Below are 13,344 nucleotides of genomic sequence, written 5' to 3'. Positions count from 1 at the left end.
GCAGCCATCGGTGGGCCCGCGACCCGCCGGGCGCCCATAATGGCCGGACGGGCGGAACCCCCGCCGCTGCCGGTATCCCGGGCCCCCACCAGCAAGGACCAGCGCACGTGGCACGACGAGGAGCGCCGGCCGGAGGTACCGGGGGCAAGGACAAGGCCAAGGGCAGGAAGGACCGGCGCGGCGGCAGGGCGGAGCGCGAACCCTTCTCCGGCCCCGTGGGCAGCGGTCTCGCCGAGCTCATACCCGACCGGGAGCGCCCTGACGGCTGGACGCTGCGGCTCGACGGAGCCCCGCAGTCCCATGTGGACCTCGCCGACCCCACGTACCTCTCCTTCGCCTACCAGCGCAGGATCGGCCACATCATCGACCTCGCCGCGCCCCCGCTCCACCCCCTGAACGTCCTGCACCTGGGCGGCGGCGCCTTCACCCTCGCCCGGTACACCGCCGCGACCCGCCCCCGCTCCACCCAGCAGGTCGTGGAGGTCGACGCGGCCCTCGTCCAGCTCGTCCGCGACCGGCTCCCGCTGGACCCGCAGGCCCGCGTCCGGGTCCGGGCGGTGGACGCCCGCGAAGGGCTCGGCAAACTCCCGGACGACTGGGCGGACCTGGTCGTCGCGGACGTCTTCAGCGGCGCCCGCACGCCCGCCCACCTGACCTCCGCCGAATTCCTCACCGACGTACGCCGGGTGCTGAAGCCCTCGGGGCAGTACGCCGCGAACCTCGCGGACGGGCCCCCGCTCGCCCATCTGCGCGGCCAGGTGGCCACCGCCGCAGCCGTCTTCCCCGAACTGGCCCTCGCCGCCGACCCCGTGGTCTGGCGCGGCCGCCGCTTCGGCAACGCGGTCCTGCTCGCCTCCGCGCTGCCCCTGCCCGTCGCCGAGTTCACCCGCCGGGTGGCGAGCGACCCGCACCCCGGCCGGGTCGAACACGGGCGGGCGCTCATGGACTTCACCGGCGGCGCGGCGGTCGTCACGGACGCGGCGGCCAGGCCCTCGCCCGCGCCCCCGCCGTCCGTCTTCGAGAACCCCTGAACGACAGCGGGAGGCTTACGGTTCGACGATCTGGACCATCGGCGGATGTCCGTTCCAGGTGCAGAACGCCGAGTACGTCTTCCCGTTCTCCCCGCGCCCGTCGCTGAAGTCGACCCGGATCCAGGCGTCGTTCGTCCATACCTGCATCGACCAGCCCGGCTCCGGCGTCGCCGAGACCAGCTTCGCCGAACTGCTCCCCAGCTCGAACACGACCCGGCCGCCCGCGGTGCGGTACCCCTTCACCTCGCCCGACCCCGAGTCCGAACCCGAGCCGGAGCCGGATTTGGCGGCGGCCGGTGGTTCCGCCGGGGCGGCGCTCGACGGCGTGGAGGAGGGGCGCGCAGCCGGGGCCGAGGGGATCGGAGTGCTGCTGTGCGCCGAGGGGGAGGATGACGGCGAGGCGCGGTACGTCGACGAGACGAGCGGCTCCTCGGTGGACTGCCCGATCCGCTTCGGGGTCCCCGCACCCACGGAGATGGGCACGGCCCGGGGCGGGTCGTACGCCGTCCCCGTCATGACCGTGTGCACGCCCCACCACGACAGCGTGACCGCCGCGCCGGTGGCGAGCGACCACGCGAGCGCGTGTACGAGTCCTCGTTGCATCGGGCACATCCTGCACCACCCGCACCTGGACTGTCCCCCTCCGGTACTTCCTGCACTTCCTGCTGTACTTCCTGTTCCGGCCTTCCTGTTCCGGCCTTTGCGGAGGATTCCGGCGAGGTGGGACGGGGCGGGGACCCGGCCCCGCCGCATGGCGTACGGTGCCGCCCATGGCAAGTGTGCTCGTGGTCGAGGACGACCAGTTCGTACGTTCCGCCCTCATCCGGCACCTCAGTGAGGCCTCCCACACGGTACGGAGCGTGGGCACCGCGCTCGAAGCGCTGCGCGAGGTCGCGCACTTCCGCTTCGACGTGGTCATCCTCGACCTCGGGCTGCCCGACCTCGACGGCGGCGAGGCGCTCAAGATGCTGCGGTCCATCACCGACGTACCCGTCATCATCGCCACCGCCCGGGACGACGAGAGCGAGATCGTCCGGCTGCTCAACGACGGCGCCGACGACTACCTGACCAAACCTTTCTCCGTCGAGCACCTCTCCGCCCGCATGGCCGCCGTGCTGCGCCGCGCCCGCGCTGCCGGCGAGCAGGCGCCGCCGCCCCGGGTCATCCGCGTCGGCGGCCTCGCCATCGACCCACTGCGCCGCAGCGCCGAGCTGGACGGCGCCCAACTCGACCTCACCCGGCGCGAGTTCGACCTGCTGACCTTTCTCGCCGGACGGCCCGGCGTGGTCGTCGCCCGCAAGGAGCTGCTGGCCGAGGTCTGGCAGCAGTCGTACGGCGACGACCAGACCATCGACGTCCACCTCTCCTGGCTCCGCCGCAAGCTCGGTGAGACCGCCGCCCGCCCGCGCTATCTGCACACCCTGCGCGGCGTCGGCGTCAAGCTCCAGCCGCCCGCCGACACCCCGCACCCCGGCGCCCCGGCCACGGAGCCGCCCGCATGAGATGGGCCCTGGTCAAGGTGTGCCTGGCGGTCACCGCGATGGTCGTCATCGCCTTCGCCGTACCGCTCGGGCTCGTCATCCGGGAGATGGCCAGCGACCGCGCCTTCTCCGACGCGGAGCGCCAGGCCGCGATGATCGCCCCGGCGCTCTCCATCACCACCGACCGCGAGGAGCTGACCCGCGCCGTCCTCTCCACCGAACCGGGCGACCGGGGCCGACTCGCCGTCCACGTCCCGGCCCCCGGCAAGACGGCGGGCGGGGAGACGGCGGACGGGGAGGCGGCGGACGGGACCGAGGGCGAGGCGCTGGACATCGGCACCCGGCGGGCCACGCCCAAGGACGTCGAGACCGTACGCAAGGCCGGGCGCGCCTCCATCACCGAGGTCACCGACGGCTTCGCCCTGCTCCAGCCCACCGCGCTGTCCACCGGGGACATCGCTGTGGTCGAGGTGTTCGTCCCCGAGGGCGAGGTCTCCAACGGGGTCGCCACCGCCTGGCTGATCCTGGCCGGGGTCGGGGTCGCCCTGATCGTCGGCTCGGTGGCGGTCGCGGACCGGCTCGGCGTACGGATGGTCCAGCCCGCCCAGCGCCTCGCGGGCGCCGCCCAGGACCTGGGGGAGGGGCGGCTCGGCACCCGGGTCCCCGAGGAGGGCCCCACCGAACTCCGGTCCGCCGCCGTCGCGTTCAACTCCATGGCCGACCAGGTCGTCCAGCTCCTGGCCAACGAGCGCGAGCTCGCCGCCGACCTCTCGCACCGGCTGCGCACCCCGCTCACCGTCCTCCGGCTCAACGCCGCGTCCCTCGGCGAGGGCCCGGCGGCCGACCAGACCCGGGCGGCGGTCGAGCAGTTGGAGCACGAGGTCGACACGATCATCCGGACCGCCCGCGAACAGCGCCCGCAGACCCAGGGCGTGCAGACGGGCGCCGGAGCCGGGTGCGACGCCTCCGAGGTGATCCGGGAGCGGATGGGCTTCTGGTCGGCGCTGGCGGAGGACGAGGGGCGCGAGGTGCGGCTCGCGGGAGTGGACCGTACGGTACGGATCCCGGTTGCCCGCCCCGAACTGGCCGCCGCCCTGGACGCGTTGCTCGGCAACGTCTTCCGCCACACCCCCGAGGGCACCGCCTTCGCCGTGGACGTCCACCACAGCGGCGACGCGGTGATCGTCCTGGTCTCCGACGCGGGCCCCGGCATCGCCGACCCGGAGGCGGCCCTGGCCCGGGGCACCAAGACGGGCGCGGTCGGCTCCACCGGCCTCGGCCTGGACATCGTGCGCCGGGTCGCCGAGTCCACCGGAGGCGACCTGCGCATCGGCCGCTCCGTGCTCGGCGGCACGGAGGTCCGGATCTGGATCGGCCTGCACGGCACCAGCCCCGAGCGCGGCCGCCGCGGCCACGGCCGCCGGGTCGGCCGCCGAATCGCCTGGCAACGCCGCAAGACCCCCCGAACCCCAACAGCTCCCGGTCCCCGGAACTGACCTCCGGCGCCGCAGGGCGCCCCGGACCAGACAGTCCCCGGGCCCCGGCACTCGTCCCCCGGGCGGCCCACCATTAACCCGCGCCCATGCCCCCCTTAAGCCCACCCTAAGAACAGCAACTCCGGTCCGTAACGCCCCCTTTGCCGGTTCCGCTACCGCTAGCGTGCTCTCACGACCTCCACCCCCGGGTCCACGCCCATCCCCACCCCACGCCATCCCCACCCGCCGCCACTCCCACCGCGTCCGTGTCCCCCAGCGCGGCCGCACCGACCCCCACGCCGGCCCCCACCGCCACCGGTCGCCCCGGTGGCGGCGGGGAAACCCGGCACCTGGCACCCGGCTCACCCCCCTGAACCATCCCCGAACCGCCCCGCCCCCCACGCGCGCACCCCGGCCGGACCCCACCCCACCTCCGGCCGGGGTGCGCTCCTCCGGTCAGCCGCTCCTCCGATCAGCCAGTCAGCCGGACCCCGACCCCGCCCGGGCCCTCCATTCCTCCGCGTACTCGTCGAAGATGGCCCGGAGATGGTGCCCGATCTTCAGGTAGTCCAGATCGTCCAGGTTCGCCAGCGACACCCGTACCGACCACTCCGGCCCGTCGAAGCCGCCCCCGTTCAGCAGGACCACCGACGTCTGCTCGGCCAGCCGGAACAGCGGGTCCACCGGCTCGTAGTTCGCCTCCAGGAACGCGGCGAAGGGCTTGCCGTGGACGCGTTCCGCCTCGGCCAGCAGGTCCAGCTCGATGTAGTACGCGGCCCGCTTCGGGTCCTCCGAGACCTTCATGTGCACGCCCTCCAGCAGGAGTTCGAGCCGCTGCCGCACGATGGCCCGGATGCGGTGCTTGTACTCCTGGCCCTCGTCGAGCATGTCGAAGAGCGAGAACAGCGCCATCATCACCTGCTGCGGGAGCGAGAGCCCCGCCGTGTGGTTCAGCGCCACCTGCCGCGAGTCCGCCACCATCCGGTCGATGAACCGCATCTTCTCCGGCTCCAACGACAGTGTGCCGTAACGCCGGTTGAGCCGTTCCTTCTCTTCCTCGCCCTGTTCCGACAGCATCGCGTCGATCACGTTGTCGTCGTGGAGCGCGATCACCCCGAGCCGCCACCCCGTGGCCCCGTAGTGCTTGGAGTAGGAGTAGACGAGGAGCGTGTTGCGCGGCAGGTCGGCGGCGAGCGAGCGGAAGCCCTCGACGAACGTTCCGTACACGTCGTCCGTCACGATGATCAGGTTCGGGTTCTGCTCGCCGACGATCGAGACGATCTGCTCGGCGACCTGCGAAGAGAGCGCCAGCGAGGGCGGGTTGCTCGGATTGACGCAGCAGACCATCTTCACCGAAGGATCCGCCAGCTTGGCGATCTCCTCCGGCGGGTAGCGCCACTGCCGCACCCCGGTCTCGGTGAACAGGTTCGCCTCCACGTGGACCACGTCGAAGCCGTACGTGTCCAGCTCGGGAATCTCCAGGTACGGGGTGAACACCGGGACCATCAGGGCGATCCGGTCACCCTTCTCCAGGATCCCGTTCTTCATCAGCGAGTCGAAGATGTAGCACATCGCCGCCGTGCCGCCCTCGGTCGCGAACAGGCTCAGCGTCTGCCCCTCGGGCGGCCGGTGGTCGAACATCTCGTCCGCGAGGTAGCCGCGCACGATCTCCTCCGTGTGGCGCAGAATCCGGTCCGGCACCGGGTAGTTGTCGCCGATCGAGGAGTCCGCGAGCTCGTGCACGAACGCGTCCCGGTCGAAGCCGAACCGCTTCACCGCCAGGTCCACGCTCGCCTTCAGCAGCTCGATGCCGGGGAGCTCCGGATGCGTACGGACGAAACGTTCGAACCGGTCCGCGCACCCCGACTCCTCCGGCATCCCGCCGAGGTTGTCCGCCGTCCAGACCCGGCGGGACTCACTGATCGCGAAGTAGCCGAGCGCGTGGTACGCCTCGCGGGGCCCGGTGGCGGTCCAATTGGGGTTGCCCCGGCCCGCGTTGAGCATCGCCCGGGTCGTCCTCCCCTTCTGGCCGGGCTTGTCGCTCTGCGCGGCCGTCGCGATCTCGATGAACTTGTCCTTCAGCTCGAAGGGGGAGAGCCGGGCGAAGGCCCGGATCTCCTCGCGGCTGAGACGGGTCTTGGGCATGGTGTCCGCTCCGTACGTTGGTCAGGCCCCCAGCACGCCGACGAGGATCGGCCCGGTCAGCGGCAGCAGGAAGTTGGAGAGCGTGTACGTGATCGTGTAGCCGAGCAGCGGTACGGAGCTCTGGGCCACCTGGGTGATGGAGGTGATCGCCGGGGTCGAGCACTGCTGTCCGGCGATGGCGCCGATCAGCAGCGGCTTCTCGATCTTCAGCAGCTTGCGCCCGACGATCAGCGAGATCGTGGCCGGGACCAGCACCATGGCGATGCCCGCGAACGGCAGCAGCGCCCCGTACTCCTTGAGCAGCGGCCAGGCCTGCGGCCCCGCCGCCAGCCCCGTACAGGCGATGAAGACGGCCAGGCCCATGTCCTTGAGCGTGGTCGCGGCCGCCGGCGGGAAGGCACCGAAGGTCTGTTTGCGGGAGCGGAACCAGCCGAAGAGCAGGCCGGAGATGAGGCAGCCGCCGCCCGTGCCGAGCGACATCGGGACGTCCCCGAGCTTGACCACGATCTGGCCGAGCAGGGAGCCTGCCACGATGCCGAAACCGATGTAGACGAAGTCGGTGGAGTCGTTCTTGACCACCGCGCCGATCTTGGCGACCAGCCGGTTCAGCCCGCCCCGGGCGCCTACCAGGGTGAGGACGTCACCCCGCTGGAGGACCGTCTCCGCGCTGGCCGGGAGGTGCTGGTCGTTGCGGAGGACATCGGTGATGTAGACGCCGTCCTCGCGGAACTCCGGGTGCGTCTTCTCCAGCCGGTCGATGGTCGAGCCGGCGGTGGCCTTCTCGGTGACGGCGACCTGGCGGGTGGCGAGCGGGGTGTCGAGCCCCGGTACGGCCGAGGTCTCCGGGCCGATCTCCCGGCCCGCCTCGATGATCGCCGAGCGTCGGCCGACCGCCTGGATCAGGTCGCTGAGCGTCAGCTCCAGGCCGGGGGAGGGCGTCAGCAGCTTGCTGCCCCGCTTGATCCCCTCGACCGTGATGTGCCCGCCCAGCGAGCTCTCCAGGTCACCGACCGTACGTCCGTCGGCCAGCGTCACCAGATAGGTGCGGCCGACCGTGCCGGGCAGCGCCTCGCGCTCGTCGTCCTCCAGACCGGCCTGGCCGCCGCGCATCTTCTCCCACAGCTCACGGGAGGCGTCGGCCAGGTTGATGCGGAGCAGCATCGGCATGATCTGGCTGGTGAAGAGCACGATGGTGATCAGGCCGAACAGGTAGCAGACCGTGTAGGCGGTCGCCACATGCCCCTGGTACTGGGTGATCTGCTCGGAGGTCAGGTCGCTGAGCTTGCCGATCGCCTCGGTGGCCGTACCCACGACGGCGGACTCGGTGGCCGCCCCCGCCAGGATTCCGGCCGCCGTGCCGACGTCCAGGTCGAAGGCCTTGGCCAGCCCGTAGGCGATCCCGAGGACGCAGACCAGCTCGATCAGACAGAGCGCGAAGAAGCGCAGGCTGGAGCGGTTGAGGTTGGCGAAGAACTGGGGCCCGGCCAGATAGCCGAGCGAGAAGATGAACAGCGCGAAGAAGACGGTCTTGACGTCGTCGTCCACGCTGACGTTCCGGGTGCCGATCAGCAGCGACACGATCAGCGTGCCGCAGATACCGCCGAGCGTGATCGGGCCGACGCGGAGTTTGCCGACGAGGTAGCCGGCGGCGAGACAGAAGAAGAGGGCCAGTTCGGGATGGTCGCGCAGTACGCCCATCCCGCGTCACTCACCGGTTCCGGTGCCGGTGACCGGAATGATCAAAGGGAGCATAGGTGACATAAGGGCGAAATTAACAGGGGTGGGCCCTCTCGGCACTTCACCCCGCCCCGGCCGCCCCCGTTCACCTCTCGATGGGTGGCCGGGGCCGCCGCCCCCGTGTGACGTGGTGGACATCCTTCGGCAACGGAATCGTCTTCAACTCTTGACACCCACCCCCTGGAGGCAGGAACCTTCCGGCATCGGCGCATGGGAGCGCTCCCACAGGGGTGGGAGGGGATCTCGCGCGCTTCCTTCCTGTCTTTCCGTAGGACTCCCCGGAACAAGGAGCAGTGGAATGCGCATCACCCGCAGCGTTGCCGGCCGACGCCGGAGAACCGCGATCGTGGCCACCACAGGCCTGACGGTCACCGCCCTTCTCCTCACCGGCTGCGGCGGCTCGTCCGACTCCGGCAGCAAGGGTGCCGACGCCGACGGCAACATCACGCTGACCGTGGCCGACTTCGGCCAGTTCGGGTACAAGGAGGCCGGGCTCTTCGAGAAGTACCACGAGCTGAACCCGAAGATCACGGTCAAGGAGGACACCACCGCCGAGGAGAAGAACTACTACCCCAAGCTGCTCCAGCAGCTGAACTCGGGCAGCGGCCTCGCCGACGTCCACGGCATCGAGGTCGGCCGGATCAAGGAGATCGTCGACACCAAGGCGGATTCCTTCGCCGACCTCTCCAAGGTGATCGACGTCGACGAGTGGGTGTCCTGGAAGGCCAAGCAGGCCACCGCTCCCAGCGGTGCCGTGATCGGGGCGGGCACGGACATCGGTCCCATGTCCCTCTGCTACAACCGTGAGCTGTTCGAGAAGGCCGGGCTGCCCACCGACCGCGCCGAGGTCGCGAAGCGGACGGCCGGCGGCTGGGAGGACTACCTCGCGCTGGGGGAGGAGTACAAGAAGAAGGCGCCCGCGGGCACGTACTTCATGGACTCCGCGAGCGCCATGTTCAACGCCGTCGTCAGCTCCAGCCCCGAGCAGTACTACGACGCGGGCGGCAAGCCGGTCTACAAGGAGAGCGCGAGCGTCAAGAAGGGCTGGGACCTCGCCGCCGAGGCCGCGTCCAAGAAGCTGACGCAGGGCCTGGCCCAGTTCGAGGACCAGTGGCAGTCGGCCCTGCGCAAGAGCACCGTCGCCACCGTCGTCTGCCCCGCCTGGATGGCCGGCCAGATCTCCACGTACGCCGGTGACGCCAACAAGGGCAAGTGGGACATCACCAGCGCCCCCGGCGCCACCGCCGCCAACTGGGGCGGCTCCTTCCTCGCCGTACCGAAGTCCGGGAAGAACGTCGACGAGGCCGCCAAGCTCGTCAAGTGGCTGACCGCGCCGGAGCAGCAGGCCGCCGTCTTCAAGGCGATCGGGGTCTTCCCGTCCAACAAGGGCGCCTACGAGCTGGCCGACGTGAAGAGCGCCACCCTGCCGTACTTCAACGACGCCCCCATCGGCCAGATCTACGCGGACGGGGCGAAGTCCATCCCCGAGGCGGTGCTCGGCCCGAAGGACGGCGTGATCAAGGACTCGATCTCGACGCAGATCAACAACATGGAGCAGCGCGGGACGAAGCCCGGCACCGCCTGGGACGCGGCGGTCCGGACGGTCGACAAGGCGATCGGCTGACCTGAACCACCCACGCGCCGGGGCCGGGCGGACGACTCCTGCCACGCCCGCCCGCCCCCGCCGTCTGCCTCCTTCTGCCCCGCAGCGTCCGCCCTCGCCCTCTGCCTCCTTCTGCCCCCGCAGCGCCTGCCCCCGCAGTGTCCGCCCCCGCTGTGCCCGCCTCTGCCCCCCTCCGCTCATTCCGTCCCCTCCTGCACTCCGCCCCCTCCTACATTCCGCCCGTCCGCTTCCGGCCGGAGCGCCCCAGGGAAGGACTCCCGCCCGTGGCAACCTCGACCCCCACCCGGGACGCGTACGTACCCCCGCCCCGCGAACCGCAGAAGGAACCACCCTCCGAGCGGCGGCAGTTGTGGCGCAGCCGGCTGTGGCGGTTCGACGACAAGGCCTCCCCGTACGCGTACATCGCGCCGTTCTTCCTCGTCTTCGGGGCCTTCGGCCTCTACCCGCTCATCTACACCGGCTGGATCGCCCTGCACCGGGTCTCGATGACCGGCCTGAACTCCATGGAGTGGGTGGGCTGGGAGAACTTCGACAAGATCCTGCACGACCCCGAGTTCTGGACCTCGGTCAGCAACACCTTCCTGATCGGCGTCATCTCCACCGTCCCGCAGCTCCTGATGGCGCTGGGCCTGGCCCATCTGCTCAACTACCGCCTGCGCGCGAGTACGTTCTGGCGCACGATCATCCTCACGCCGTACGCGACCTCGGTCGCCTCGGCCGCCCTCGTCTTCGCGCTGGTCTTCCGGGCGGACGGCGGACTGCTCAACTGGACGCTGGGCCTGGTCGGCTTCGACCCGGTCAACTGGGCCAACGGGCACTGGACTTCGAAGCTGGCCATCTCGATCATCGTGATCTGGCGCTGGACCGGCTACAACGCGCTGATCTACCTGGCCGCCATGCAGGCGGTCCCCAACGACCTCTACGAGGCAGCCTCGTTGGACGGCGCCTCGCGCTGGCAGCAGTTCCGCAAGGTGACCATCCCCTCGCTGCGGCCGACGATCCTGTTCACGATCGTCATCTCGACGATCGGGTCCATGCAGCTGTTCGGTGAGCCACTGCTGCTGGAGGGCGGCGCGCTCGGTGCCACCGGCGGCAACGAGAACCAGTACGAGACGCTCAGCATCTACCTCTACAACTACGGCTGGAACCTCGGACACCTCGGTCCGGCGGCCGCCGTCGCCTGGGCGATGCTCGCGCTCCTGCTCCTCATCGCGGCCGCCAACTGGCTCATCGGCCGCTACGTCCGCAAGTCCGGCTCCGCGGTCTGAACGGGAGCGATTCCATGACCATGACCAGCCCCACCCCCACCGCCCCCGTGAAGCCCGTACCGGTCCCGGGACGCGGTGCCCCACAGCGCCCGAGCCGCTTCCGGATGGGCGCGGGCCAGCAGATGAAGGGCGGCCCGTTCGCGTACCTCGCGCTCGCCGTCGTCGGCTTCGGCTCGCTGCTTCCGCTGTACTGGACCCTGGTGGCGGCCTCCCGCACCCAGGACGAAGTCCTCGCCTCCACACCGCCGTTCCTGCCGGGCGGCATGCTGCTGGAGAACGTCCGGACGGCCTGGGAGCAGGCCAACCTCGGCAAGGCGATCGTCAACAGCGTCATCGTCTCGTCGTCCATCACGGCCGCGACGCTCTTCTTCTGCACGCTCGCCGGGTACGCGTTCGCCAAGATGCGCTTCCGGGGCCGGGGTTGGCTGATGACCGCCGTCATCGCCACGCTCACGATCCCGCCGCAGCTCAGCGTGGTTCCGCTCTTCATGATGATGTCCGGCCTCGGCTGGGGCGGACAGCTCGAATCGGTGATCTTCCCGACGCTGGTCAGCGCGTTCGGCGTGTTCTTCATGCGTCAGTACCTGATCGAGGCGCTGCCGTACGAGCTCGTCGAGGCGGCCAAGATCGACGGGGCGAACAACTTTCGCATCGTGGTGAGCGTGGTGCTGCCGGTGGCCCGTCCCGCGATGATGGTGCTCGGGATGCTCACCTTCGTTCAGGCGTGGAACGACTTCTTCTGGCCCTACCTCGCCCTCAACCAGCAGAACCCGACCCTTCAGGTGGCGCTCGGCCAGCTCAGCGCCTCGTACACCCCCGACCAGTCCATCGTCATGGCGGGCGCGCTGATCAGCACGCTGCCGCTGCTGGCGGTGTTCGTGCTCTTCGGCAAGAAGATCGTGGGCGGGATCATGTCGGGCGCGGTCAAGGGCTGACGCCACCCGGCCCGTCCTCGACCTCCCTCTCCTCTCCACCTCACCCTTCCCACCACCCACCTGGGAGCGCTCCCGCATGACAGTAGTACGACCCGACACAGCCCCGCAGCAGGCGGCCCCGGCCCCGGCCCCCGCCCCCTTCCCGGCGGGCTTCATCTGGGGCGCCGCCACGGCCGCGTACCAGGTGGAAGGAGCGGCCGCCGAGAACGGCCGCACGCCCTCCATCTGGGACACCTTCAGCCGCACCCCCGGCAAGGTGCTCGGCGGCGACACCGGAGACGTGGCCGCCGACCACTTCCACCGCTACCGCGACGACGTGGCCCTGATGAAGCGGCTCGGTCTCAAGGCGTACCGCTTCTCCGTCTCCTGGTCCCGCGTCCAGCCCACCGGCCGGGGCCCCGCCGTCGAACGCGGCCTGGACTTCTACCGTTCGCTCGTCGACGAACTGCTGGCGGCCGGCATCACGCCCGTCGCCACGCTCTACCACTGGGACCTCCCGCAGGAGCTGGAGGACGCGGGCGGCTGGCCGGAGCGCGCGACGGCGGAACGGTTCGCGGACTACGCGGCCATCGTGGCCCGTGCGCTCGGTGACCGGGTCGGCATGTGGACCACGCTCAACGAGCCCTGGTGCACGGCCTTTCTCGGTTACGGCTCCGGGGTCCATGCCCCCGGCCGCACCGAACCGGCCGCCGCCCTGAAGGCCGCCCACCACCTCAACCTGGCCCACGGCCGGGCGACCGAGGCGCTGCGCACCAACCTCCCCGCCACCGCGCAGACCTCGGTCACCCTCAACCTCCACCAGGTGCGCCCGCTGACCGGCAGCGAGGCGGACGCGGACGCGGCGCGCCGGATCGACGCGGTGGGCAACCGGATCTTCACGGGCCCGATGCTGAAGGGGGCGTACCCGGAAGACCTCCTGACCGACACCGAACGCATCGTGAACTGGCCCGAGTTGATCCACGACGGCGACCTCGCCACGATCGCCGCCCCGATCGACGTACTCGGCGTCAACTACTACACGCCCACGATCGTCTCGACGCCCGTCTCCGGCGCCGGGGACACCCGTAACGATGGCCACGGCAACAGCGACCACTCCCCGTGGCCGGGCTCCGAGCATGTGGCGTTCCATCTCGCCGAGGGCAAGCCGCGCACGGCCATGAACTGGTCGGTGGACCCGAACGGCCTGCACGCCCTCCTCATGGACGTCTCCCGCGAGAACCCGGGCCTGCCGCTGATGGTCACCGAGAACGGTGCGGCCTTCGAGGACGTCCCGGACGCGGACGGCCAGGTCCATGACGCGGAGCGGATCGCCTACCTGCACGGCCACTTGGCCGCCGTACAGCGGGCGGTGGCCGACGGGGCCGACGTACGCGGGTACTTCCTCTGGTCACTGATGGACAACTTCGAGTGGGGGTACGGCTATGCGAAGCGGTTCGGCGCGGTCCACATCGACTACGCGACCCAGCGCCGTACGCCCAAGGCCAGCGCCCACTGGTACAGCGAGGTGATCGCGCGGCACGGCTTGCCGCCGGAGGCGTGACGCGGTGAGAGCGGCGGGGGGCCCGGCGGGGGCGCCCGCCGGGGCCCCCCCCGGCCCGCCGGGCCCTGGGGGGGCGGCCCACAAAACAAGGCAAATAAAAAAAAACAA

General features: G+C 70.8%; 10 protein-coding genes. 7 read left to right on the top strand and 3 right to left on the bottom strand.

Translation table 11 applies throughout. The features are described 5' to 3' along the window. Positions 1-107: 107 nt before the first annotated feature. Complete coding sequence (locus ACFW9Z_RS24655; RefSeq protein WP_384644501.1) at positions 108-1,031, top strand: spermidine synthase; 924 nt, start codon at positions 108-110, stop codon at positions 1,029-1,031. Between the two features lie 15 nt (positions 1,032-1,046). Here the strand turns inward: ACFW9Z_RS24655 and ACFW9Z_RS24650 are convergent, their stop codons facing one another. Continuing rightward, positions 1,047-1,634, bottom strand: coding sequence for a hypothetical protein (locus tag ACFW9Z_RS24650; protein WP_384644499.1), 588 nt, complete (start codon positions 1,632-1,634; stop codon positions 1,047-1,049). A gap of 167 nt (positions 1,635-1,801) precedes the next feature. Here ACFW9Z_RS24650 and ACFW9Z_RS24645 point away from each other — a divergent pair, with 167 nt between their 5' ends. Beyond that, complete coding sequence (locus ACFW9Z_RS24645) at positions 1,802-2,533, top strand: response regulator transcription factor (RefSeq protein WP_384644497.1); 732 nt, start codon at positions 1,802-1,804, stop codon at positions 2,531-2,533. Beyond that, a complete protein-coding gene (locus ACFW9Z_RS24640) occupies positions 2,530-4,008 on the top strand; it encodes a sensor histidine kinase (RefSeq protein ID WP_384644495.1) in 1,479 nt (492 codons plus the stop codon). The genes ACFW9Z_RS24645 and ACFW9Z_RS24640 overlap by 4 nt, the downstream gene beginning before the upstream one ends. 459 nt (positions 4,009-4,467) lie before the next feature. Here the strand turns inward: ACFW9Z_RS24640 and ACFW9Z_RS24635 are convergent, their stop codons facing one another. Then, complete coding sequence (locus tag ACFW9Z_RS24635; protein WP_384644493.1) at positions 4,468-6,132, bottom strand: bifunctional aspartate transaminase/aspartate 4-decarboxylase; 1,665 nt, start codon at positions 6,130-6,132, stop codon at positions 4,468-4,470. Positions 6,133-6,153: 21 nt separating this feature from the next. Continuing rightward, complete coding sequence (aspT, locus tag ACFW9Z_RS24630) at positions 6,154-7,830, bottom strand: aspartate-alanine antiporter (RefSeq protein ID WP_384644491.1); 1,677 nt, start codon at positions 7,828-7,830, stop codon at positions 6,154-6,156. A gap of 337 nt (positions 7,831-8,167) precedes the next feature. Between aspT and ACFW9Z_RS24625 the strand changes: the two genes are divergently transcribed. The 4 genes from ACFW9Z_RS24625 (at position 8,168) to ACFW9Z_RS24610 (ending at position 13,236) form a co-directional block, all read left to right on the top strand. Beyond that, a complete protein-coding gene (locus ACFW9Z_RS24625; protein ID WP_384644489.1) occupies positions 8,168-9,493 on the top strand; it encodes an ABC transporter substrate-binding protein in 1,326 nt (441 codons plus the stop codon). Between the two features lie 263 nt (positions 9,494-9,756). Beyond that, positions 9,757-10,761 (top strand): carbohydrate ABC transporter permease, encoded by a 1,005-nt coding sequence (locus ACFW9Z_RS24620; protein WP_384644487.1) that lies wholly within the window; start codon positions 9,757-9,759, stop codon positions 10,759-10,761. 14 nt (positions 10,762-10,775) lie between these two features. Beyond that, complete coding sequence (locus ACFW9Z_RS24615) at positions 10,776-11,696, top strand: carbohydrate ABC transporter permease (protein WP_384644484.1); 921 nt, start codon at positions 10,776-10,778, stop codon at positions 11,694-11,696. Between the two features lie 76 nt (positions 11,697-11,772). Next, positions 11,773-13,236: a GH1 family beta-glucosidase gene (locus ACFW9Z_RS24610; RefSeq protein WP_384644482.1), complete on the top strand. Its 1,464-nt coding sequence runs from the start codon at positions 11,773-11,775 to the stop codon at positions 13,234-13,236. Positions 13,237-13,344 lie beyond the last annotated feature (108 nt).

Origin of the sequence: Streptomyces sp. NPDC059452, from assembly GCF_042750035.1 — a bacterium.
In the GTDB taxonomy this organism is placed as follows: Bacteria; Actinomycetota; Actinomycetes; order Streptomycetales; family Streptomycetaceae; genus Streptomyces.
This window is presented reverse-complemented; position numbering and strand designations above follow the sequence as displayed.